This is a genomic window from Brevibacillus porteri, from assembly GCF_003013475.1.
In the GTDB taxonomy this organism is placed as follows: domain Bacteria; phylum Bacillota; class Bacilli; order Brevibacillales; family Brevibacillaceae; genus Brevibacillus; species Brevibacillus porteri.
The window spans coordinates 37,331-60,316 of sequence record NZ_PXZO01000060.1 but is presented as its reverse complement, the minus strand read 5'-3'; the positions used below and the strand labels follow the sequence as shown (position 1 = coordinate 60,316).

The window sequence follows — 22,986 nt, the reverse complement described above, 5'->3', positions numbered from 1 at the left end:
AACGCATTGGCGACTTATTGCGATGCGTATTCGGACTACGTTCAATGCACCAAGATCATTCAAGAGGAAGGGCTTGTGGTTGAACACACCAATAAAGCCGGTGAAACCAACAGCGTGCCTCACCCTCTGCTTACCAAGAAGAAGCAGCTGCACGATCAAATGCGATCATTGGCGATAGAATTCGGGCTGACTCCTAGTGCGCGTGCTGGTCTTGCAAAGCCGAAGAAGGAACAGAAACCGCAGACGAGTTTCGATAAAGCTTTCGGTGATAGTGTATGATCAAACAGTTTCTCATAGATTACAGCTTGGATGTGCTTGATGGCGAAGTAATCGCCTGTCAAAAGCACAAATGGGCATGCCAGCGCTTTTTACGAGACATCGAGCGCGAAGGAACGGACGAATTCCCATTTGTTTTCGACGAAGAGAAGGCCTTACGCTTTTTCCAGTGGATGAATCTTTTCCGACACACGAAAGGCGTTCTGGTTGGACAGAAGATAGAGCCCCATGAGATTCAATACTTTGTATTTGGCAATATTTACGGATGGGTCCACCGTGATACTGGATATCGTCGGTTTAAAAAAGCATACTGGCAAGTCGGGAGGAAAAACGCGAAGTCACAAAGCCTCTCGTGTGTAGCCAGCTATGAGGCAATGGCCCTTGGCGAGAACATGAGCGAGGTTTATTGCGCTGCCACAAAGAAAGACCAAGCAAAGATCGTCTGGAAAGAGACAAAAGCGATGTTAGATGGTTGCCCTGAGCTGAAGGGCAAATATAAGGTCGCCTATGGTGAAATTGTTCACCCAAAAAGCCAGTCGATCATCAAGCCACTAAGCAAGCAGGACGGCAAAACGGGTGATGGTTTGAATCCGCAGTGCGGGATCATCGACGAATACCACGCCCATGATACAGATGAAATCTACGAAGTCATTGATTCTGGTATGATTTCTCGGGCGCAACCACTCCTGATGATTATCACCACAGCTGGCACAAACCTGAATGCACCTTGTTATCGTAGTGAATACGATTATGTGTCGCGGCTTCTGGATCCGAATCGTCATGAAACGGAGAATGAAGAGTATTTCGCCATGGTGAATGAGCTGGATAAAGACGAAGAGGGCAACCTGATCGATGACATCAAGGACGAAAAAGCCTGGGTAAAACCCAATCCAATAGCTACGTCTTATCCAGAAGGTATACAAAATCTACGTTCAAAACTGAACGAGGCGCTAGAAAAACCAGAAAAAATGAGTAAGTTCCTCACTAAAAACATGAATGTCTGGGTTAATTATGGCGCTGCTTCCTACATGCCAATGAACAAATGGCATGCATGCTCAATCATTTTACCTACTGTAGATATTAAGAGGTTCCCTTGCTACATCGGCATGGACTTATCCATCACAACTGACATCACAAGTACTGGCGGAGTACACCCCCTCGGTGAGGATATGTATTATGTCTGGCAACACTCTTTCATCCCAGAAGAAAAGCTGGCTGAGAGGATGAAAACAGATAAAGCGCCTTATGACTTATGGATCAAACAAGGTTGGCTAGAGGTAACGCCTGGTGAAGTCGTTGATTACAGCTTTGTCGAGGCTTACCTAAAACGCATTCGAGAAGAAGGATATAAAATTCTTGAGGTCGATTACGACCAATATAACGCCACTCACTTAGCACAAACCCTTGACAGTGACGGTTTTGAAATGGTGGCGATTCCTCAATCGATTAAACATTTGTCAGAGCCAACAAAATCCTTCCGAGATCATGTGTATCAGAAGAAAATTATCCACGCTGGCGATGGGATGCTGGCTTGGGCCATTGGAAACGCTGTGACAAAAACGGATTCTGAGGAAAATATGAAGCTCGATAAAAAGAAATCGAAGGACCGTATCGACCCAATCGCGGCAATTATGAACGCATTTGCTCGGGCGATGGGTCAAGAAGACAATCGTTCAGTTTACGAGAAAAGGGGGCCAAGGTCACTGTGAAAAAACCAAAAAACATACTGGAAACAGCCCGAGAAGCCTGCCTTTTGGTGGGTTTTTCTAGTTTTGCGTATGGTTTGTGGCTTATTTACCCTCCAGCCATGTGGCTGGTGTGCGGATCGATCCTAATTTGGGTTGGATTTCCCCCAAAAAGGAGGGGTGATTGATGGGATTTTTAAGCGATTTGGTCGATAAATCAGCCTATTCAATGGCGGATTTTAACCAAGATATTCGCAGTTTGTTGCGTGGTCATTCCACGAAATCAGGGCAAAAAGTCAACGAGGAGACAGCTTTGCGCTATATTACGGTCTTTTCTTGCGCCCGGGTTCTTGCTGAAACGTTGGGATCTCTCCCGTTTTTCGTGTTCCGCCCAAGAGAGAACGGAAAAGGCAGCGACAAAGCGACTGATCATCCATTATATGGACTATTACACGATGCACCGAATGACGAAATGACCTCACAGACATGGCGTGAAACAAGTATGGGTCACTTGGTCTTGTCAGGAAACACCTACTCCATCATCACCATGGATGGGAAAGGACAAGTGACCGATTTATATCCGGTACCCTGGAACACAGTGGAACCACGCAGGAACCATTCAACTGGAAAGATCGAATACCAGATCAATGACCGAGGTAAGATCGATGTTTTTCCAGCAGAAAAGGTGTTCCACATACCAGCGTTCGGCTTTGATGGCATCAAAGGTTACAGTCCGATCCGAATGGCTGCCGAAGCAATCGGTCTAGGGATGGCAGCCACTGAGTTTTCTGCTCGTTTCTATGGTCAAGGTATGAATATTGGTGGTGTCCTTGAGCATCCCCAAGCTTTGAGCGATCAAGCGTACACTCGATTGCAGAATTGGCTTGAAGAAAAAGGGTCAGGTCTGGCTCATTCATGGAAGCCACTTATTCTCGAAGAAGGTATGAAGTTTAATCGCATCCCTATGCCATTGACTGATGCCCAGTTTATCGAGACACGGAAGTTCACGAGGGACGAGATTTGCGGATTGTTCCGTGTTCCACCGCACATGATCGCTAACCTGGAGAGAGCGACCTTTTCCAACATCGAGCACTTGAGCATCGACTTTGTGCAGCACTCGCTGCTCCCGTACGTAACCCGGTGGGAACAGACAATCAACTGGAAATTATTCTCCAAGAAAGAGCGTGCAGCTGGCTACTATGTGAAGGCAAATGTCGATGGTCTCCTCCGTGGTGACTATAAGAGCCGCCAAGAAGGGCTTGCAATCCAGCGTCAGAACGGAGTTATCAACGCTAACGAATGGCGCGACAAAGAGGACTACAACCCAATCGACGGAGCGGAAGGAACAGCATACCTGGTGAACGGGAATATGATCCCAACCACAATAGCCGTCAGCAAAGGAGGTGAGAAAGGATGAGTGTGAAGATTGATATCAAAGGAGTTATCGTTTCGAACGACGATTTGTGGATCTACGAATGGTTTGAAATGGATGCTACTAGCCCCAAATCGGTCATTGAGCAAATCAACACAGCCAACGGAGACACCTTGGAAGTGGTCATCAACTCAGGAGGCGGCAGTGTATTTGCTGGTTCAGAAATTTATACAGCTTTAAAGGACTATCAAGGCGAAGTTATCACTAAGATCCCGAGTCTTGCAGCAAGTGCAGCATCGCTAATTGCAATGGCTGGTGATCGAGTGATGATTTCGCCAACGGCACAAATTATGATTCACAACGTTTCCTCTGTCGCTCGAGGAGATTATCGAGACTTTCAACATGGTGCCGATTTCCTCAGAAACTACAATATCTCGATAGCCAACGCCTACATGTTAAAAAGTGGAATGAGTCAAGAAGAATTACTCGATCTGATGAATCAAGAAACATGGTTCACAGCACAACAGGCGCTGGAGAAAAAACTGGTAGACGAGATCATGTTCGAGGACAGTTCCCAGCCTAAACTGGTAGCCAACGCAGGAGTGGCAAAGTTGCTTCCGCAAGAAGTGATCGAGAAAATGAGAAACGAAATGGCGAACGGCTTAAAGCCCCAGCCGTCACAACCAATGAATCAAAAAGAACAGACACCAGCAACAGAGCGACCAAATAGGTCGCTTTCTTTATATGAGAAAAGGCTTGCCCACAACAAACACAGGAGGTTTTAAGAGTATGAAAATGACCAAATCGAATGTATTGTCTTTTGCTTTCCCAGTGAATCTGCAGCACTTTGCAGAAGCTACCCTACAAGACTTGTTGCAAGCACGCGCTGCAAAGATCGAACGTCAAAGTGCAATCCTGGAAGCAGCAAAAGCGGATAACAACCGCGATTTAACTAACGAAGAGGACCAAGAATTCGATGCAATTGAGGTAGAAATTGTTGATTTAGACAACAAAATCACCTCAAAAGAGAAGCAAACACAGAGGGAAAATACTGTAGCTGCTCGCTCTGCCTCGATTCAAAATCAAACAGTAACGCCATATCGTCCAAGTGCTGTTTTTGGCGGAAACCCAACGCAGCCTGAGCCCAAAAACGATAACGGCTTCACATCTTTGGGCGAGTTCATTAATGCCGTTCGCTTTGGAGATACAAAAGGCCGGCTGGCAGAAGTTCCTGTAGGTCAAGGCGAGGGCGGCGGCTACAAGGTACCAGACGCGTTCCGTGGTCAGATCTTGCCAAGTCAAGTATTGAATCAATGGTCCATGGGTACAGGAGGCGAAGGTGGTTTCGCGGTTCCAGTTGAATTCCGTCCTGACGTTTTGATGATTAGTCCAGAAGCTGCTATTGTTCGTTCTCGCGCAACAGTAATCCCTGCAGGTGAAGAAGCACCAGACACGAAGATCACGATGCCTGCCCTAGATCAAGGGACTAAAGGTGTTTTCGGTGGTGTAGAGGTATCATGGATCGGAGAAGGACAAGAGAAGCCAGATACTGATGGTGCCTTGAAAGAGGTCGCTTTGCAACCGCATGAAGTAGCGGCTACTACTGTGGTAACGGACAAATTGCTTCGGAACTGGACAGCAGCTGACTCGTTTATTAGTTCTTTGCTCACCAAAGCCATGATGGCTGCAGAAGACATTGCGTTCCTGACTGGAAACGGAACAAACAAACCAACTGGTGTGGTCGGGGCAGCGGGAACCCTCACGGTAAATCGTGCCACAGCAAATACCGTTACCTATGATGATATCGTCTTGCTGCTGGCTTACTTGCTTCCGGATTCAGCGAGTAGCTCCATTTGGGTTGCGAACCAATCCATCATGCCTGACCTGGTGAAATTGAGAGATCCTGCAGGTAACTACATTTTCATCCAAGGCAACGCGACAAAAGGTATCCCGGCTACATTGTTGGGCATTCCGATCCGATTCACGGGCAAAACGCCAGCAAAAGGTCAGAAAGGCGACCTGGTGCTTGTTGATCTGTCTTACTACCTGATCAAAGACGGATCTGGCCCGTACATCGCGGCATCTGAGCATGTCTATTTCAAACAGAACAAAACAGTCATCAAAGCATTCTGGAACGTGGACGGTAAGCCATGGGTTATTGCTCCACTTACCCTTGAAGATAAGGTGACAAAGGTAAGCCCATATGTCGCACTCGATATTCCAAAAGTGTAGAAAGGAGCCAATTTCGGCTCCTTTTTCTCTAACAGGAGGGTATGAACATGAAAAAATTCCATGTTATATCTGATTTTATTAATAAAGATACTGACGAGTTGGTCAAGGCTGGCGACGTTATTGAAGCGGATGATGATCGAGCCGAACAACTGAGAGAAAAGCAGGTCATTGGTAAGGAAGTACAGGAGCAACAAGAAGACGATGCTGATCTGGATGGATTGAAAAAGCTGGCGGGCGGATACTATGAGCTGCCAAATGGTGACAAGGTGAGGGGAAAAGATAACGCCATTGAGGCATTGAAAAAGCTGAATGCCAATACAACAGAAGCGGATCAAAAAACTGACGGTGAACAATAATGTTGACCACCGTCGATAAAGCCAAGTCACTGCTCGGGATCTCAGCAGATGATGAAACAGACAACGGTCAGTTGACTCTCTACCTTGCATCAGCCACCTCAGCTATAGAAACTTACTGCCGCAGGTCGTTCCGACTACAAGAATACAAGGATAGCAAGCATGATGGGACAAAAGGGAAGTATTTGCTTCTAGAAGGATACCCGATTGTCCAGGTATCCAAGATGCAGATCGATGGTGTTGACATATCTGACTACGAAACTGTCGCAGAAAAAGGGATTCTCTTCCGAAGAGACGGTTGGAAGGCCTTAGAGCGGCAGATCACAGTGACTTACACAGCTGGATACGTTCTACCTAGTGATGCTACACCAGAAAAGCCTCAGACTTTGCCTGAGTCCTTAGAATTAGCATGCGTTTTGTTCTGCCAAACTCTTATGCGTACTCCGGGAGTTACCTCAGAACGCGTTGGTGATCTGGCTGTTTCCTACTCAAATGATGGTGAAGGTTTGCCGGCAGCAGTCAAAAGCTTGGTCAATCCTTATAAACGTTGGGGATGATTGAATGGCAAGAAGAAGACAAAGATCAACAAGAGCTAACGTAACCATAGATGAAAACTCAAACATACCAGAGATAACAAGGGCATTGGAAAGATTGGCTGCAAAAGAGGCGCATATCGGCATGCAAGGTGACGCGGAGCTTGCAATGATCGCAGGTGTCCATGAGTATGGTAGCGCTAAAATGAAAATTCCAGCGCGGAGCTTTATTTGGGTTGGTAAGAAACGATCTACTGCCCCGATAAAAAAGCTTGTAAAGACCAAGATACAAGGTATTGCTGATGGTAGCGTGTCACCAGATGATCTGTTACGTGAGATCGGTGAGATCGGATTGGAACGAACACTCAAACGGTTCGATTCAATTCGTCAACCTCCCCTTTCTCCATCATATAAAGCCGTAAAAACTGGCAGGAAAATTCTTCTGAGAGACAAGGATTTACGTGATTCACTTACATTTAAGATCGTCCAAAAGGGCGGTGCAACATGATGCTCTTTAGATTTGCACCTATGGTAAAGAAGTACAACAGACCATATCTTCTGATACGTCCAGGAACTGGAGAACATGATCCAGACGGGGTGTGGCAGCCAGCAAAGCCAATACAAATTCCTCTGAAGGGACACTTTCAGCCAGTAAATGCAAAGCTGCAGCAAGCAGAGGGTGGTAAATACACCGAAGACGACCGTGCACTTTACACCACAAACATTCATACTCCTGGTGATTTAATTGAGTACAAAGGAGTTCAGTACACTGTGGATGGACCGGATGACCGAGATTACTGTGATGTTAATAAATATCTGGTAAAGAAGGTGGTTGCCAATGATCCCGTTTAGGGCCATACGTTCGACCATTGTCCAAGGGTTGTCCAAACATCTGAGTTTGCCAGTGATTGAATTAAACGGCGGGGGAGACATCCCAAAAACTGCTTTTCTCACCTACGATTTTGATGAAGCAAATGGCGAGTCGACGGGATTCCCTATTGAATTCGAAGCGGGCGATAAAATCAGGCAAGTGGAGACAGTTCCGTTTACTGTCTCTTTTTTGTCGTATGCCGATGACAAGGCAACAAGCGTTGAGAATGCCATGAAAGCTCGTGACTGGTTCAAAACATCAGGCTATGAGGTGCTGAAAGACACAGTCAACGTCATTGTGACGAGCTACGGATCAATTGAAAACCGGGATATAAAAATCGGTTTAGAGTGGGAGCGTCGTCACGGATTTGAAATAGAATTTCGAACGATTGATGAGACAAAACGCGATCTCATTACAATCGACAAAGCAAATGTGAGAGGAGTGGATGGATTTGGCGGTTAAAAGTGATGTAACCGTAACGATTGATATTCAAAGACCAACCCCGAAGTTGGGTTTTGGGAAGCCATTAATTATTGGTTCCAGCGCAACGGGGATGGATTACAAAACCTATTACGATCTAGAAGCAGTACGTGAAGATTTCGCACCAACTTCGGAGGTTTATAAAGCGGCATTTTCTTTGCTGAATCAAGGAGATAATTCGCCGGCAGAGATCGCCGTCATGCTTCACAAAACGGAAGGCGAGACGTTGGCAGATTTCCTACCCAAGATTTTTGAAAAAGATTGGTATTTTCTCGTTTCTACAAGCAGTCAGAAAGCGAACATCCTGACAATTGCTGACGCTATTGAACAAAATAACTCTCGCCAATTTTTCGCAAGCTCTTCAAACCTCGAAGACTTGACTGCCATCAAGGCAAAGAAATACACACGAACAACCATGTTTTATCATACGACCACAGATAACTACCCGGAAGCAGCTTGGCTAGGGGCTTGCGCCTCTGCCGAAGTGGGGAGTATCACATGGAAGTTCAAAACGCTCAAGGCGATTGAAGTCCTCGATATTAGCACAACAGAGTTAATGGCCATTCACGAAGCTGGAGCAAATACCTATGTTACGAAAGCTGGTGATGATGTTACTAGCGAGGGGAAAACAGTATCCGGCGAATACATCGATATCATCCATTCGCGTGATTACTTGGTTTTCAGTATTCAGTACGCCATTCAGAAGCTACTGAATCGCTCCCCTAAAATTCGTTATGACAACACAGGTATTGCACAACTGGAAGGCGAGGTTCGCACCATCTTAAAACGAGCTGATTTGAATGGGATGATTGCCCATGATGATGACGGACAGGCTATTTTTAGTACCCGTTTTAAGTCTCGGTCAGAAGTAGACCCAGCAGATCGGGAGAAACGCGAGTATAACGATGGCACCTTCCAATTTGAACTAGCGGGCGCCATCCATGCCGTTAAAGTCAAAGGAACCATCGTTCTGTAAAGGGGATGAGATTGAATGAGTAAAGCAGCAACCTATGATCCAAAGGACGTTACCATGACGGTAGACAGTGTTTATTTAACAGGCTTTTCAGAAGACATGATTGAGATTGAAAAGGCTGAGAATAACTACGAAACGAAGGTAGGCGCACAAGGGGATGTTGTCCGTACCAAAGTCAACAACCCGTTGGCAACGATTAAAGTTACGTTACTCCCGAGCAGCCCACAAGTAGCTTACTTGGATAAACTCGCTAATTCCGGCAAGTTAGTTCCTGTGAGTGTCATTCATGCTGGAACACCGAAAGAAACAACAACTGCAACAGAGGCCTATGTGGTCAAACCAGCGACTCGTACCTATGGGAATGAAGCTGCCGACCGTGAGTACGAAGTTCAGTGCCTTGATATCGATATGCAGTAATTACCTATTCAAAAAAAGAGGAGACGATCATAAATGAGTGCATTCAAACAAAAAAACTTCACTTCGGAAGCAGGAAATACCTACGTTTTTCAGCACCCAGGCGTTCGCATGGTATCCAAAATCAATGATGCCAGCAAGAACAAGCATGGGGTCATGATGGAAGAACGACTGTCAGAAGAAATTCTCAAGCACGTCATTGTCCAGCCAAAAATGAAAATCGACGATTTTGGCGACTATCAGGAGTATCAAGAGACGATCAACGCCGCCTATGCTTTTATTTCAGGGCAGGACAAGGACGACGACAAGCAAGCAGGTGACCATGATGATCGACAAGAAGGAAGCGGAGCGGAGAGCTAAGGAACGTTGGCCATACTGGAGACTGCTTTTGTCCGATATGAACATCACCTATAGCGATTTGGACAAGATGGATGAGGACGATATTGCCGAAGCAAACGCAGCGCTGGACATACACCTCAAGCAACAGAAAAAAGAGATAGATAAGAAAGGAGCGTCCTAGCGGGCGCTCTTTTTGTTGCCGAAGGGCAGGTGGAATAAGTGGGTGTAATCAGCAATCTAATGTTTGCAGTAGGCTTCCAGGTATCGGATAGAGGACTGCAGGACGCCCAAAACCAGGTAGAGGAAACGAAAGCAGCAGTCATTGGTCTTGGCATTGCAGCCGGAGTTGCACTGGCCGGATTTGGACTTGCTGCCGTCAATGCAGCATCCCAGTTTGAACAAGCCATGTCACAAGTGCAAATGGCTACGGGTGCTACCAATGATCAGATGATTGCTACAAAGGAATTTGCAAAAGAGTTATATGCTCAAAACTTTGGTGAGGATTGGAATGATCTAGGTAACGCTATTTCAGCGGTTCAAACAGTCACGGGGCAAGCTGGAAACGAGTTAAAAGAAACAACAAAAAATGCACTGCTTATGCGGGATGCGTTTCAATATGATGTGAATGAATCAGTAAAGACGGCCGACACGATGATGAAACAGTTCGGTATCACATCAGAGCAAGCCTATAACTTGCTTGCCCAAGGGGCTCAAAAAGGTCTAGATAAATCCGGTGATTTGTTAGATACAGCAAATGAATATAGTGGATATTTTAGCAAGCTTGGTTTTTCTGCAAATGAGATGTTTGACATCTTTAGTTCTGGAATGGAAGCAGGGGCTTTCAATCTGGACAAAGTTGGGGATGGTATCAAAGAATTCGGTATTCGCACAAAAGATGGGTCCAAAACCTCAATGGATGCCTATAAATCAATTGGTCTGAACGGCGAAGAGATGACAAAGAAATTTGCTACTGGAGGAAAAGTTGCTCAGGAAGCATTTCTCAAGACGGTAAAAGCTATCAATGAAGTGAAAGACCCTGTCCAACGTAACGCTGCATCTGTTGCTTTATTTGGTACGCAAGCAGAAGACTTAGAAGAACGGGTCATCAAAGCTTATGGAAATGTGAAAAAAACATTTGATATGACCAAGAACACCATGGAACAAATCAATCAAGTGAAGATTGATTCTCCTGGACAAGCCCTCGCTTTGATCGGACGGCAAATTGAAACAGGCCTGCTTATTCCAATTGGGCAGTTTCTTCTTCCTATCTTTATGGAAGCGTCGAAAGGGATTGGTTTTTTCATTCAGCACATCGATGTCTTTGGTCCAGCAATTGGTGGCGTTGCTGCCGTCATATTGGGTGCATTGGTTCCTTCTATGTGGGCATCAGCCGTCGCTGGGTGGGCAATGATGGCACCGTTCTTACCCCTTATTGCCATTGCTCTACTTGTAGGAGCTGCTATTGCTGGTGTAATCCTGATTTTCAAGAATTGGGGAACAATCGGCCCGTGGTTGGCGCAGAAATGGCAAGCTTTCAAGACGTGGACGGTCAACATTTTTAATAGTATCGTTCAGTTCTTCAAGACATGGGGATCGACCATCTTGGTTATTCTGGGTGGTCCGGTTGTGTGGGTGGCAGCTCTGATCTATAAATATTGGGATCAGATTAAGGCTTTCACTGTTGCTATATTCGTCGGGATTTGGAATTACCTCACCAGCACATGGAACAACATCATTGCAACAGTGACCAACGCAGGAACTACCATTTGGATGAAAATCCAGTCCACATGGAACCAAGTCACCGGGTTTCTTTCCGGAATCAACTTGTTCGAAATAGGCCGAAACATCATCCAAGGCATGATCGATGGAATTGGCTCGATGGCAACAGCCCTCATGGACAAGATGAAAGCCATTGGCGACGGTATCACCGATAAAATCAAGGCGATTCTGGGCATTCACTCGCCGTCTCGCGTCATGATGGAAGTCGGATACTTCACTGGAGAAGGCTTGGCTCAAGGGATTGAGAACACACAAGCGCGTGTGGCAGCCGCCTCCACGGGTCTTGCCGATGATGTAACCACACCCCATTCCTACGATACGCCAGCAGCAAAACTACCGCCAGCAACCGTGGCAGGAGCCTCACCTGGAGCTACTGGCGGAACAATGAAAATGGAAATCGTGATCAAGCTCGACGTAACAGGTGGTGCTGACGCGAAACAAACAGGTACAGCGATTGCAACCGAGCTAAAACCTACCCTGCAAGAAATCATTCAGAGCGCCGCGCGTAGATTGGGTGTCTCTTTGGTGGTGGAACAAGCATAATGGCGACAATTAACGGTATGTATGTCCTGGCAGAAAGTGAAGATCCTGTTTATGAGGTAGACATCACTGACCAGCCAGTTGAGGACGGAATTGACACCAGTGACCACGTGCAACGCAAACCTCGTGCAATGGGCGTAAGTGGCTTTATTGTGGGGGATGATGCCGCGGAGATTCGTGAGAGGCTGATTGCTTTAGCGGATAAGGGCGAGACGGTCGTATTTATTGGGCGAAACTTATTTACAGGTGTCATTCAGTCTTTGAACACAAAGCATGACTACAAAGTCGCAAATGGCTTTGCCTTCTCTCTATCCTTGAAAGAAATTCGGGTTGTCAAATCCTCCTATGTGGAGACCTTACCCACGCCGATCAAAGCGGCAGTTGCCCCAGTAATCAGCTCTGGCAGAAAGCAAACCAAGCAGAAAAAAGGCGACAAGGAGAAAGAGAAGGTCGAAAAGGTGAAATTTAAAGCAGGAACGCCATGGGCGGATGAGTAGGTGATGGAATGGCGGAATATATCGATATCGAAAAAGACCTGATACCGTATCGCTTTGAGGTTTCTCTCAGCGATGCGGTTTTTACGTTCGAAATCCATTACAACAGCGAATTTGACTTTTTTACTGTAGATCTCGAACGTGACGGAGAGATTTTGGCAACAGGAGTCAAATTGGTTTACGGTATTTCTCTTTTTGCGGATTGTATGGATCATCGTTTTCCCCAAGAGGAACTTATCCCTTTCGATGTATCTGGCATCAACCAGGAAGTAACATGGTCAACGCTGGGCGAAACCATATTTTTGTATGTAATTGAAGGTGATTCAGATGGCTAAAAACTTCGGCAGGGTGATCGAGGTGATGGTCAGCAATATGTTGTTTTCCATGGACAAGTACAATTTGGAGGGCACCATACCTTTTGACAATGACCTGTTACCCAACGAAAGCGAAATCAAGTTATGGAACCTGTCAAAAGACACAATCAGCCGAATCAAACGCAATGATACCCTCATGATCAATGCTGGTTATCGCGGAGACGTTGGTGTGATTCTGCATGGATTTGTTTCCAAGGTTGTAACCAAGCGAGAGGGCGTAGACGCAGTGACAAGCATTCACGTTCTAGATTCTCATGACCTTTCCTCTCGGAAGGTGGAGGACATCGCTTACGCGGAGGGGACCTTGGGAAGCTACATCCTAAAACAAATGGCTGCTATATTAGGTCTTCCCATTGCTCAATTTGACCTCAATCAGGACTACCGCTATGAAGAAGGGTACACCGCGAGCGGGGAAGTTACAGACATTATTGGCAAGGTAGCAAAAGATTGCGGGACCTCTGCCTATATCAACAAAGGGAAGCTCTATGTCCGGAATCTACGCAGGGGAGCAGATGATATTTTTGCTCTCTCCATAGAAACTGGGCTTATTGCTTCCCCAGAGCCTTTTGATGAAGAGAAGTTCAAAGGGTATCGCATCAAGTCACAATTACAGTACCGGATCACAACAGCATCCGTTGTGGATCTGACCAGCAAGGACTTTCAAGGCCGTGTACACGTGCGCAGCGGCACCCATACTTTTAGCCGAACGGGAGACTTTACGACAGAAGTGGAGGCGATATTACCATGAAAGTAGATCCGGCAGGAGATCTAGCCAAATTGATCGACGGACTGGTCCAAAAGCGCCTTGCCGAAATGAGTGTAGCCTTCCCATGCAGCGTAATCTCGTACAACAAGGAGAGAGGCATCGCTGTCGTTCAGCCATTACTACAGCTTACCGAAAAACCTCCTGCACCCATCCAAAATGTTCAGGCTTTGGGAATGAAGAAACATGTAGATGATATCACGCCTCCAGAGATCCATTTCCCTGAGTTGGAGAACGGCGATGTCGTCTATGTCGTTTGTGCTGATCGACAGATTCGGGATACGTTAACGGGGTCCGTAACCAAACCGAGCAGCCAACGGATTCATCATCGAAACGATGCGGTAATTGTGGGGGTGTTCCCTTGCTCTCTTTGAAACTAGTGAACGGTGATCTAGCCTTTAATGAAAGTGGCGAGCTGCTGACGGTTGAAGGACCCGAAGAAATCGCACAATGCGCCGCCATTACGCTCGGAACCAACAAAAAAGAGTGGTTTCTGAACCCGGAAATGGGCATTACATTCCGAAAATTTCTTGGCAAAAAGCTCTCAGAAGAGGAGATGCGCGAAGAAATTCGCCAAGGGTTATTTCAAGAACCACGGATAAAAACAGTAGAATCCATCGAATTTTCCATGGATTTAAAGAAGCGGGAAATGGAAGTGCGATTTACTGCCACAACTATCAACGGGAACGTGATCAACGAGGTGGTGACAGTCAATGCTTGATGAAAAAGGCTTTAAGCGAAAACGTTTTGCTGATCTCTTCGAAGAGATGGAAGCCAAGTCGAAAGAAGCTTATGGAGAGAAGATCAACACATCAGAGCGTTCACCACTAGGGATCATTTTGCGGCTCTTTGCTTGGTTTCTCTCCAAGCTTTGGCAAGTGACAGAAGATGTGTACAACAGCGCCTACCCCCATACAGCGCAAGGAGCTAGTTTGTTTCGCCTCGGTCCTTATTCGGGGATCAAACGATTGCTAGCAGAGTATGCGATTGGCCTAATTGCCATTACAGGAACACCTGGATACACCGTTGAGAAGGGGTTTCGAGTTTCCGATAAAAAAGTGGTTTTTGAAACAACGGAACCCATCACGCTTGGGGTGAATGGGACTGGTACCGTGGCTATAAGGGCGGTTGAAACTGGCGCATCGGGAAATAAGCCTGCTGGTGTGATTACAACTATCGTCAATCCGAACGGCAATATCACAAGCGTAACCAATCCCATACCGACGACCAAAGGACGAAACTTAGAGACTCCTCTCGAATTTCGAGAACGTTTCTCCATTTCTTCTGAGGGCCGTGGAAAAGCAACGGTTCCGGCCATTAGAAAGGCAATGCTGGAAGTTACGGGCGTACGAGCTGCAGCAGTAGTCGAGAACTACAAAAATGTTACTGACAGCGAAGGCCGTCCCCCGAAATCGATTGAAGTATACGTGCTTGGTGGAGATCCCAAGGAGATTGCCCAGGCGATCTTTGAAAACAAAGCCGGAGGGATCGAACCGTATGGCAATCAGACCGAAACCGTAAAAGATGATGCAGGATTTGAACACACCGTAAGGTTCAGTTATGCCATTGAAGTGCCTATTCACTTGCGAATGACGGTAGTTCGATCTACCAGCTTCCCCTCCAACGGAGTTTCATTGCTTAAAACAGCCGCAATCAAATACATCGGTGGCGAAGACGAGGATGGAATTATCTACACAGGATTAAATCTCGGTATGACAGTCATCCATTCTGCCCTCGTCGCTGTTCGAACAGAAGTAGAAGGAATCGCTGATTTAATCGTTGAGCTGAGCAAAGACGGCACTACGTGGACGAAAGGAAACATCGCAATCGCTCCGCATGAAGTGGCCCAAACATCTTTCGATAAAATCAGCGTGGTGATTCAATCATGATCGCCACAAATGATTTTCTTCAAAAGCTGATGGATGTGTTCGCGAAGAACCCAAACAGCAACCTGGGGAAACTCTTTACCATTTTGTCTGAACAGATCCGGCAGGTGGAAGAGACACACGATCGGATACAAGCGTGGAGAGACATTGACGAGGCACAAGGCACCACTTTAGACAATATTGGGACCATCGTCAATCAACCCCGTGGAGCAGCTACCGACGAGGTGTACCGAATCCTTTTGAAGTCAAAAATCGCTCGCAACCTCTCTACAGGGGACATTAATACAATCATTCGCATCCTAGCGCTGGCGCTTTCCACTGACCCGAGTACCATTGAGATCAAAGAGACCTGGAACGATCCCGTCGATCCCGAGCCGGCAGGAATCAGCATTATCCGGTTACCTATTGAAGCCATTAATCAGGCAGGAATGCCGCCTGGGCAATTTGTCCGGCTGGTTCAAAAAACGGTGGTAGCCGGGGTACGAGTCAGAGAAATTGAGCTCACAGGAACATTTGAATTTGCAAGCGGAAGCGAAACCGAAGTGGACGAAAATCGAGGATTCTCCAATTTAGAAGGAACTATCGGCGGAACACTCGGCTATGCCTATACTCCTTCCGATGATTCCGACCTGCCGATTTAAAGGAGTGATGAGAAATGTCGTTCAAAGAAAAACTACCGGAGTGGTTGGCTCCAGGAACGGAGCCGCCAGAAAGTAAAAAGGTAAATGGATGGTTGCCAGGTGACAAACCGCCATCTGATTATTTTAACTGGCTGTTTCATCATGCCTACCTTGCTTTGAAAGAGTTACAGGAAAAGGCTGCTGCTAAATTCAATTTTGACAGTCATGTCAACGACAACAAGAAACACCCATTGTACGGAACAACAGCAGGTACAGCAAACGCTTATGTGATTTCTTTCGATCCGCCCCCTAGCGGGTATACAGATGGAATGGAAATTGTGCTCAAGCTCCACTCAGATTCGAAGGTGGGAGCTTCGACAATCAATATCAATAATCTTGGGGCAAAGTCATTAAAAAAGGCTAACGGATATGATGCAACTAACCTGAAATTAAACGGAATCTATACCTTTAGATACAACGCCACAACGGGAAATTTTATTCTACAGGGTGAAGGGGGGACAGGTAACGCAATCCCAAGTGACGTTTTAGTAGGGAAAACTTTTTCTAATGATGCTGGCGAACAGACCGGAACAATGCAAAACCATGGGGCAAAGGGTGTAATCATGCCCACAACTGCAAGACAGAACTTTGGAGGTGGATACTATCAAGCGTTCTCTGTTGAAGGTGATCCTGATTTGGTTGCTGGAAATATAAAGAACGGAAGTAATATTTTCGGTGTTGCGGGTTCCTACGAGGCAAAAAGATACGCGATAGTGACAGGTATATCAAGCGAAAAGGCATCTGCCTCAAATGGAGGGACATACGATCCTCAAATGGGTTTTTATCGCTTCTGGGGAAATCACGACCAAACAGGAGATTACAGTAACAACGGTTGGGTAATTCCGAATTTAGGTTTTGAACCACGTTATGCGTTGGTCACACAAAAAAACGGCTACAACTTCGGGTATTCCAATAAACTTCCATTTAATAGACATGAGAACATTATGTATTCTAGTTTAACAAGAACCATTATAGGAATTGAGGGACTTAATCTTATAGCGGATATCATTTTATTTGAATAAGCGGAGGATAAAACATGAATCGTTTTGGTAGGAAAATTTACTTTGACAAAGAAACGGGCGTTGTTCTCGTTCGGACACCTGCCATTTTAGGAGCTGAAAGTAATTCAACGATTGATCAAGATTTCGAGATTTATGCAGCGTTGAATCAACGAGTACGGGAAACAGTTGGTGTTATCCAATTGGAGTACGGACAATATGATGAGGACTTTAATACGTGCGAAACTTACAGGGTTAACCCTACAACGTTGGAATTGGAGTTTAGCTATCCTGATCCAAACAGACCGACACCAGAGCCAGTTTATCGAAAATCACTGTCCGAAGAAGTAGAGTCTATTAAGAAGTCCAATCTGGATACGCAGGAAGCTGTGTTACAACTATACGAACTGGTCGCAGTACCAGCAACCAAGTAAGCCCACATAGGAGGAGCAGAGATGCTGAAACGACTATGGATATGGCTTCTTTTTTTATGCCTGAAAGGAGGTGAAGCAACGATGGTAACAGTATGCGTGAGCTTGATCATTAACGGTCGCCGTACCTTCGATAAGATTCCAGCGAATCTACAAGCAGATGTAAAATCTGACCTGGAGGCATTGGGTTTGGGTACAGACGGTAAGCCTTTGGCATAACGCTTTTCTTAATAGGAGGGCGTTTTTTCATAGGGAGCTGCGTGTGCGGCTCCTTTTATTTTGCCCCCAGGGGGTGAGGAGGATAAGCTCATGTCAAACAATGAGATGCAGGTACTATCTGATATCCGCGAGCGGATTGTCCGAGTAGAGACAAAACTGGACTCTATGACAGATGTTCGTGCTACTGCGGAAGAGGCGAAAGAGAAAGCGAATGAAGCACTTCAATACGGCAAGTCTGCACACCACCGTTTGAATGAGGTGGCTGACAACCAAAGATGGCTCTGGCGTACGGTTATTGGTGCGCTAATTCTTGGAGCAATATCATTGCTGTGGAAGGGGATGGCGGTATGAAGACGTTTCTTAATGACAGAGATGGCGTCAGTGAGAAGGACTATCTGCTTCTGATCGCAAGCACTGTCTTTTTTCTTTTCGTAGCGATTGGGCTTATTCTCTCGTTGCTAGGTAAGCCTGTAAGTTCGGGCTACCTTGCACTATTGGATATGATGGCTCCAGTCCTAATGACGGTTGCAGGCGGCGTGTTCGGTGTACGAGCAGTGCAAGAATTACGCAAACCACGATCCAGTGAGCAGGACATGGAAGGAGAGGACTACGATGCACGTGTCTAAAGTGGACGAACTGCTCAAAGGATACCGTGTGACCAGTCCATATGGCCCCCGTGATGATCCATTCACCCAAAAGCCTGTTATGCACACTGGAATTGATCTTGTTAAACGTCACCGGGCACCGATCTACGCTTTTGTATCCGGTGTCGTCACTCATGCAAAAGAAGGTGTAAAAGGCTCTGGCTACGGTGGCTTTGGGGTTGTTGTAGCTGTACGGGACGATAAAGGCTGCACACACCTATATGCTCACTTACACAGCGTGTCGGTTAAGGTAGGTGAGCGGGTCAAGTGTGGTGACGTTGTCGGCTATCAGGGGAGTACTGGCAGAAGCACAGGCTCACACTTGCACTATGAGGTTAGACGTAAAGGAATCGGGACACATACCGATCCTGTAGCGTATTTGCGAGAATATTACCAATCTGTTGATAAACCTGTGGATAGAGGAGATGAAGACACAGTGAAAGCACTGGAACCGTGGAAGCTCCAACTCGCAGACAAGGCGTTAGACAGCCTTGCCAGCAAGAAGGATACAGAAGGCAAAGCCTTGATAAACAACGCAGAAGAGTGGAAAAAACGATTGCGAACAGAGCCACAGGCAGTCTTAGAAGACATGTCTTGGCTCATTTTTGTACTTGTGGATAGATCTACCAATACACTAGATTTTCTTGTCCAACAAGAGGAGGATGTAGATCATGAACGAAGAGTTTAAACGCAAGCTTTCATCACGCAAACTGTGGATGGCAGTGGCTGCCTTTATCACGAGCGTGCTGGTACTGTTTGGAATGGACGGTGACACGATTACAAAGGTAACCGCCATGATTACGGCTCTCGGCTCTGTTGTCGCGTACATGGTGGCCGAAGGGTATGTTGACGCAGCTCATAATAAGAATGATACAAGCGATCAGCCAGGCCCAACTGAAAAGAGGCAATAACCAAAAAGCCCTCCTCGAATTTTTATGATATGCTCCCCTTCAGGTAGACAGTTGAAATAATAAAACTGTCTACCTGTAAGGAGGAGCATTTTTTATGTCCCATAAAGCAAAAATAGCTGGGCCAGAAAAGGTTGTGAACGCTCGCCAAAATGTTGACCACTTTGCTCAACATAAAGTTACCCACCTGGAAGACTGAACACACATCATCATTTTCACACCTATTAGCAAATGTTTTTGCTGAACCGAGGATCGTCAAGGACTTGTGTAGCAAGGGGTTTACCCTTTATCCTTGACGATCATTGGAGCAGGAAATAAAGTGCTACTTGGTGTGAAATGAAGCATCGTAGGTGGTCAACTCGAAGATGAGCGTTTGCCCCAAAAATGGTCAACTTTTTGATTAGCGTTTACAAAAGGTTGCAGTTATCGAAAAATATCTTCGCGGGGAAGATTCTCTAAATCATCTAGCACGTGCTCTAAATGTTACCTTTCCCTCCATGAAACAATGGCTTCAAACCTATCAATCATTAGGTCCAAATGGGCTACTCAGTACTTCTAAGAATAGAACATATTCCGCAGAACTGAAGAAATCTGCTGTGGAGGATTATCTAGCTGGCGGTTCTTCTCATATGGAGCTATGTAAGCGATATGGGATTAAATCAACCCGCCAACTGCGTAATTGGATTCTAAAGTATAATGGTCATGAACAGTTGAAATCTTCCGAAACAGGAGGAACACCAATCATGACAAAAGGACGAGCGACTACTTTCGAAGAAAGAATCGAAATTGTGAAATTCTGCGTAGAACATCAGCATAATTATGCCCAAGCAGCAAAGGAATTTCAGGTGTCCTATCAGCAGGTTTACTCATGGACAAATAAATACATTAAATTTGGCGTAGATGCGCTTCAGGACAAACGTGGGAAACGAAAATCTGAAAACGAGATGTCTGAGCTAGAGAACCTACGAGCCCAAAATACACTGCTTCAAGCCGAGAATAGCAGAAAGCAAATGGAGATCGATTTTCTAAAAAAGCTAGACGAAATTCAAAGGGGGCGACAATAAACCAAGTCCGCAATGAACCCATTTATCTTGCCATTCGTGATCTGTACGACAGTAAATCATATTCCATCAGCCAGCTTTGTGAAATCGCAGGAATTCCGCGTTCCTCGTATTATAAGTGGCGAAATCGAAAAGAAAGTGATAATGAGAAATTCAACAAAGTGTTGCTGCCTATGATTAAACGTGCCTACGAAGAAAAAAACGGTATTCTTGGTTATCGCCAGATGACCATGAAACTGAATCGAGAGTTCCATCTTTCTATCAACCATAAACGTGTATACAGACTCATGGGTATTTTAGAATTGAAATCCGTATGCCGCAAAAAGAAAAAGAATTACGTTCCGACAACGCCTGAAATCACGGCAGAAAATGTCTTGAACAGGGATTTCAAATCCGTGGAATTCGGTACAAAGTGGCTCACAGACGTAACGGAAATGAAGTACGGCCTTCAAAGCAAGGCTTATTTGAGCGCAATTCTGGACTTGTCGGATAAAAGTATTGTTTCTTTTGTGATCGGGCGCTCCAACAACAACGAGCTTGTGTTTAGAACGTTTGATATTGCCCATCGGGCATATCCTAATGCGAAACCCATCTTTCACAGTGATCGAGGATTTCAATACACGAACAAAACGTTTAAGAAGAAACTGGATGATACAGGAATGACTCAGAGCATGTCGAGGGTAGCTAGGTGCATCGACAATGGTCCAATGGAATCATTCTGGGGAATGTTAAAATCGGAGATGTACTATCTGCATAAATTCAATACATACGAAGAGCTAGAAGGAGCCATAACGGAATACATAAATTACTATAATAATCATCGGTACCAGAAACGGCTAAACCGTATGACACCACTAGAATATAGGCAATATCTACAAAGTTCTGTGGCATAAAGAAGACACCAACCTAAGTTCAGATTGGTGTCTAAGCTTTTTGTTTTTTTCACGTTCTACTTGACAGGGGGCACTTCACAATTCATAGTCCGGGGAGGGCTTTTTCTATTTCAACAGCTTTTTAACCAAGAGAACACGTTGAACGTGGTTTTCCGGTATACCTTGTCGCCCAAATAAGTACGGCGAGGTGGAAAACTGTAAACATCATTAAGGGGATGGATAACGCTCCATCACCTTACTTCTTTCTCTCAATTTTATTTACATTGAGCCAAGTTCCTGTCCATTTATTATTTCCATCATCTAATAGTTCATCGTATGTTATTTCATACTGACCACCAGTGTTAGATGGGTTGGTAATTATTAAGTTATCATCGAAATAACCATTGATGATAAGCATGTGTCCGACTTTTCCTGTCCTTTGTTGATATACGACAACTGGATAACCTTTATCAATTGATGATGTAACTTGTTTCCAAGTAGCAGGCTTATTCATAGAATCCCCATAAATGCCCATTTCATTTAGCTCGGATTCGAATCGAAACTCAGGAATAGCTTTGTTAGTTTTTTCTTCTAATACTTTTTCAACATATTCTTCCAATCCCATTGGTTTATTATAATAATTCAAGAGCATTACTGAGGTGGCAGCCCAGCACCATTTTGATTTGTCTTGGGGTACATATTGAATTTTTATTTGAGGGTTTAGCTTAGCGGCAAAGGCAGGGCTGTTTGGCAAAAGCAAAAGAACTGCGGCCATTAATAGAGTAATGAAACTTTTGAATTTCAATGAAACGGTCATGAAAATCCTCCTATTATGTAAAAATTTAACTACAAATCAAATACTAGTATATGTTTTCAAATATAACAATATTTTTTTTTGTGAAATAAAAAATGCTTTGAAGATTTCGTGGTTGAATAGCCACAAGATGTTCGTATATAATACGAACAAACGTTCTTATCAAGGGTGAGTACTATGGAAAGAATCAACGCTGTAATTAATGGCCAACTCCAAGCTGTTCCGGTTTTAACTCCAAAGCATCTTAAAGCAATAAGCAAAATCCCTACTGGGACAAGTCATGGATGCGCCCCTGACATTCTCCGGGATTTGGTAGAGGCTGGATTGGTGGAGGACACTTCGAATGGCCTTACTGTATGAACATCACTATGAGGAAGTTATGACTCATTTAACACCGGTTGATTCAGAAGCCTTGGCTGAAATGAATGTCATTATTTACGACTCCGTACGAAAAGACTATGCGGTCAACGTCAGTTGGCACGAGGACTGTATTCGTAGGGAATGGGGAGTAATCAAAGACATCAACCGTGATGAGAACAAGATTAAGCTTGTCCGCGTTGATGGTGTGTGGTGGGTGCCCATTGAAAAAATGCTGCAGGTTGAGCGGGTGTATTAGACAATGATTCAACCTGACAAATGGCGAGAAATCCTGCATGAAACGATCTTGTATGGCATGCTGTTTAAGGCGATCGCGTTTGATGCAGAAAGTCTTAATCAGGATCAGCTCAAAATGTCATACCGCCCAATGTTCGACACGGTATCGATGTGGGCAGAGCGGAAACACCATGAATACCGGAGTCAGTTTGGGAGGATGGGGGGCAAAATCCACGTTCAGAAAACGACAGATAGCTTTTTGTACTTGGTTCTTGTTACGGTTAAAGGTCGTCAAGAAGAGTGCATTTACAATGTGTCACACCTGAAAGCTGAATGCCAGGTGCGGCTTAACAATTATCTGTACGACGCCAAGCAGCAGGCGAAGTAATTACCAGCGCATG

The 22,986-nt window shown here is 45.3% G+C and carries 34 protein-coding genes and 1 pseudogene; 34 read left to right on the top strand and 1 reads right to left on the bottom strand.

Annotated features, from left to right (window positions below; all coding sequences use genetic code 11):
- From C7R92_RS27225 to C7R92_RS27075, 32 genes and pseudogenes are all read left to right on the top strand, one after another.
- Positions 1–279, top strand: a 279-nt coding sequence (locus tag C7R92_RS27225) for a phage terminase small subunit P27 family (protein WP_106836304.1), incomplete at its 5' end; no start/stop codon positions are given.
- Entirely contained in the window at positions 276–1,985 is a 1,710-nt protein-coding gene (locus tag C7R92_RS27220) for a terminase large subunit (protein ID WP_106836300.1), read from the top strand. The genes C7R92_RS27225 and C7R92_RS27220, both read left to right, overlap by 4 nt.
- Before the next feature lie 163 nt (positions 1,986–2,148).
- Complete coding sequence (locus tag C7R92_RS27215) at positions 2,149–3,378, top strand: phage portal protein (protein WP_106836299.1); 1,230 nt, start codon at positions 2,149–2,151, stop codon at positions 3,376–3,378.
- Entirely contained in the window at positions 3,375–4,118 is a 744-nt protein-coding gene (locus C7R92_RS27210) for a head maturation protease, ClpP-related (RefSeq protein ID WP_106836298.1), read from the top strand. The genes C7R92_RS27215 and C7R92_RS27210 overlap by 4 nt, the downstream gene beginning before the upstream one ends.
- Before the next feature lie 4 nt (positions 4,119–4,122).
- Positions 4,123–5,565, top strand: a complete 1,443-nt coding sequence (locus C7R92_RS27205) for a phage major capsid protein (RefSeq protein ID WP_244195840.1) — start codon at positions 4,123–4,125, stop codon at positions 5,563–5,565.
- Between the two features lie 47 nt (positions 5,566–5,612).
- Positions 5,613–5,921 carry a hypothetical protein gene (locus tag C7R92_RS27200; RefSeq protein ID WP_106836297.1) on the top strand — a complete coding sequence of 103 codons (309 nt, stop codon included), beginning with the start codon at positions 5,613–5,615 and terminating at the stop codon, positions 5,919–5,921.
- Positions 5,921–6,475, top strand: coding sequence for a phage head-tail connector protein (locus C7R92_RS27195; RefSeq protein ID WP_106836296.1), 555 nt, complete (start codon positions 5,921–5,923; stop codon positions 6,473–6,475). The genes C7R92_RS27200 and C7R92_RS27195 overlap by 1 nt, the downstream gene beginning before the upstream one ends.
- A 4-nt stretch (positions 6,476–6,479) precedes the next feature.
- On the top strand, positions 6,480–6,959 hold the full coding sequence (locus tag C7R92_RS27190; RefSeq protein ID WP_106836295.1) for a phage virion morphogenesis protein: 480 nt from the start codon (positions 6,480–6,482) through the stop codon (positions 6,957–6,959).
- Positions 6,956–7,303 carry a head-tail adaptor protein gene (locus C7R92_RS27185; RefSeq protein WP_106836294.1) on the top strand — a complete coding sequence of 116 codons (348 nt, stop codon included), beginning with the start codon at positions 6,956–6,958 and terminating at the stop codon, positions 7,301–7,303. The genes C7R92_RS27190 and C7R92_RS27185 overlap by 4 nt, the downstream gene beginning before the upstream one ends.
- Positions 7,290–7,784: a phage neck terminator protein gene (locus C7R92_RS27180; protein ID WP_106836293.1), complete on the top strand. Its 495-nt coding sequence runs from the start codon at positions 7,290–7,292 to the stop codon at positions 7,782–7,784. The genes C7R92_RS27185 and C7R92_RS27180 overlap by 14 nt, the downstream gene beginning before the upstream one ends.
- A complete protein-coding gene (locus C7R92_RS27175; protein ID WP_106836302.1) occupies positions 7,774–8,778 on the top strand; it encodes a DUF3383 family protein in 1,005 nt (334 codons plus the stop codon). The genes C7R92_RS27180 and C7R92_RS27175 overlap by 11 nt, the downstream gene beginning before the upstream one ends.
- A 15-nt stretch (positions 8,779–8,793) precedes the next feature.
- A complete protein-coding gene (locus C7R92_RS27170) occupies positions 8,794–9,192 on the top strand; it encodes a phage structural protein (protein WP_106836292.1) in 399 nt (132 codons plus the stop codon).
- Between the two features lie 33 nt (positions 9,193–9,225).
- Positions 9,226–9,549 carry a hypothetical protein gene (locus tag C7R92_RS27165; RefSeq protein WP_106836291.1) on the top strand — a complete coding sequence of 108 codons (324 nt, stop codon included), beginning with the start codon at positions 9,226–9,228 and terminating at the stop codon, positions 9,547–9,549.
- Positions 9,512–9,709, top strand: a complete 198-nt coding sequence (locus C7R92_RS27160) for a hypothetical protein (protein ID WP_146147633.1) — start codon at positions 9,512–9,514, stop codon at positions 9,707–9,709. The genes C7R92_RS27165 and C7R92_RS27160 overlap by 38 nt, the downstream gene beginning before the upstream one ends.
- Positions 9,710–9,747: 38 nt before the next feature.
- Positions 9,748–11,850, top strand: a complete 2,103-nt coding sequence (locus tag C7R92_RS27155) for a phage tail tape measure protein (protein WP_106836289.1) — start codon at positions 9,748–9,750, stop codon at positions 11,848–11,850.
- Positions 11,850–12,344, top strand: coding sequence for a phage baseplate protein (locus C7R92_RS27150; protein WP_106836288.1), 495 nt, complete (start codon positions 11,850–11,852; stop codon positions 12,342–12,344). The genes C7R92_RS27155 and C7R92_RS27150 overlap by 1 nt, the downstream gene beginning before the upstream one ends.
- 8 nt (positions 12,345–12,352) lie before the next feature.
- Positions 12,353–12,676 (top strand): phage baseplate plug family protein, encoded by a 324-nt coding sequence (locus C7R92_RS27145; protein ID WP_106836287.1) that lies wholly within the window; start codon positions 12,353–12,355, stop codon positions 12,674–12,676.
- A complete protein-coding gene (locus tag C7R92_RS27140; RefSeq protein ID WP_106836286.1) occupies positions 12,669–13,463 on the top strand; it encodes a phage protein in 795 nt (264 codons plus the stop codon). The genes C7R92_RS27145 and C7R92_RS27140 overlap by 8 nt, the downstream gene beginning before the upstream one ends.
- Positions 13,460–13,852 carry a Gp138 family membrane-puncturing spike protein gene (locus C7R92_RS27135; protein ID WP_106836285.1) on the top strand — a complete coding sequence of 131 codons (393 nt, stop codon included), beginning with the start codon at positions 13,460–13,462 and terminating at the stop codon, positions 13,850–13,852. The genes C7R92_RS27140 and C7R92_RS27135 overlap by 4 nt, the downstream gene beginning before the upstream one ends.
- Entirely contained in the window at positions 13,840–14,199 is a 360-nt protein-coding gene (locus tag C7R92_RS27130; protein ID WP_106836284.1) for a contractile injection system sheath initiator, read from the top strand. Before C7R92_RS27135 ends, C7R92_RS27130 begins: the two co-directional genes overlap by 13 nt.
- Positions 14,192–15,367: a baseplate J/gp47 family protein gene (locus C7R92_RS27125; protein ID WP_106836283.1), complete on the top strand. Its 1,176-nt coding sequence runs from the start codon at positions 14,192–14,194 to the stop codon at positions 15,365–15,367. The genes C7R92_RS27130 and C7R92_RS27125 overlap by 8 nt, the downstream gene beginning before the upstream one ends.
- Positions 15,364–16,005, top strand: coding sequence for a hypothetical protein (locus tag C7R92_RS27120; RefSeq protein ID WP_106836282.1), 642 nt, complete (start codon positions 15,364–15,366; stop codon positions 16,003–16,005). Before C7R92_RS27125 ends, C7R92_RS27120 begins: the two co-directional genes overlap by 4 nt.
- Positions 16,006–16,019: 14 nt before the next feature.
- On the top strand, positions 16,020–17,066 hold the full coding sequence (locus C7R92_RS27115) for a hypothetical protein (protein WP_106836281.1): 1,047 nt from the start codon (positions 16,020–16,022) through the stop codon (positions 17,064–17,066).
- Positions 17,067–17,080: 14 nt separating this feature from the next.
- Positions 17,081–17,476, top strand: a complete 396-nt coding sequence (locus C7R92_RS27110; RefSeq protein ID WP_106836280.1) for a hypothetical protein — start codon at positions 17,081–17,083, stop codon at positions 17,474–17,476.
- Between the two features lie 81 nt (positions 17,477–17,557).
- Positions 17,558–17,692, top strand: a complete 135-nt coding sequence (locus tag C7R92_RS33215) for a CD1375 family protein (protein ID WP_279629832.1) — start codon at positions 17,558–17,560, stop codon at positions 17,690–17,692.
- A gap of 90 nt (positions 17,693–17,782) precedes the next feature.
- Complete coding sequence (locus C7R92_RS27100) at positions 17,783–18,043, top strand: hemolysin XhlA family protein (RefSeq protein ID WP_106836278.1); 261 nt, start codon at positions 17,783–17,785, stop codon at positions 18,041–18,043.
- Complete coding sequence (locus tag C7R92_RS27095; protein ID WP_106836277.1) at positions 18,040–18,318, top strand: hypothetical protein; 279 nt, start codon at positions 18,040–18,042, stop codon at positions 18,316–18,318. Before C7R92_RS27100 ends, C7R92_RS27095 begins: the two co-directional genes overlap by 4 nt.
- The gene (locus C7R92_RS27090; protein ID WP_106836276.1) at positions 18,305–19,024 is read left to right on the top strand and encodes a M23 family metallopeptidase; all 720 of its coding nucleotides are present in this window, start codon (positions 18,305–18,307) and stop codon (positions 19,022–19,024) included. The genes C7R92_RS27095 and C7R92_RS27090 overlap by 14 nt, the downstream gene beginning before the upstream one ends.
- Positions 19,008–19,247, top strand: a complete 240-nt coding sequence (locus C7R92_RS27085) for a hypothetical protein (RefSeq protein WP_106836275.1) — start codon at positions 19,008–19,010, stop codon at positions 19,245–19,247. Before C7R92_RS27090 ends, C7R92_RS27085 begins: the two co-directional genes overlap by 17 nt.
- A gap of 419 nt (positions 19,248–19,666) precedes the next feature.
- Positions 19,667–19,945, top strand: a pseudogene (locus C7R92_RS33295) (transposase); the annotation flags it as partial.
- Positions 19,946–19,987: 42 nt separating this feature from the next.
- The gene (locus C7R92_RS33290) at positions 19,988–20,308 is read left to right on the top strand and encodes a helix-turn-helix domain-containing protein (RefSeq protein WP_328139125.1); all 321 of its coding nucleotides are present in this window, start codon (positions 19,988–19,990) and stop codon (positions 20,306–20,308) included.
- Entirely contained in the window at positions 20,305–21,198 is an 894-nt protein-coding gene (locus C7R92_RS27075; protein WP_106836273.1) for an IS3 family transposase, read from the top strand. The genes C7R92_RS33290 and C7R92_RS27075 overlap by 4 nt, the downstream gene beginning before the upstream one ends.
- Before the next feature lie 235 nt (positions 21,199–21,433).
- Here the strand turns inward: C7R92_RS27075 and C7R92_RS27070 are convergent, their stop codons facing one another.
- A complete protein-coding gene (locus tag C7R92_RS27070) occupies positions 21,434–21,994 on the bottom strand; it encodes a C39 family peptidase (protein ID WP_106836272.1) in 561 nt (186 codons plus the stop codon).
- Between the two features lie 376 nt (positions 21,995–22,370).
- Here C7R92_RS27070 and C7R92_RS27060 point away from each other — a divergent pair, with 376 nt between their 5' ends.
- Together C7R92_RS27060 and C7R92_RS27055 are read left to right on the top strand one after the other, a co-directional pair.
- Entirely contained in the window at positions 22,371–22,607 is a 237-nt protein-coding gene (locus C7R92_RS27060; RefSeq protein ID WP_244195839.1) for a YolD-like family protein, read from the top strand.
- A 3-nt stretch (positions 22,608–22,610) separates the two neighbouring features.
- Positions 22,611–22,973 (top strand): YhjD family protein, encoded by a 363-nt coding sequence (locus C7R92_RS27055; protein ID WP_106836269.1) that lies wholly within the window; start codon positions 22,611–22,613, stop codon positions 22,971–22,973.
- Positions 22,974–22,986: the final 13 nt, after the last annotated feature.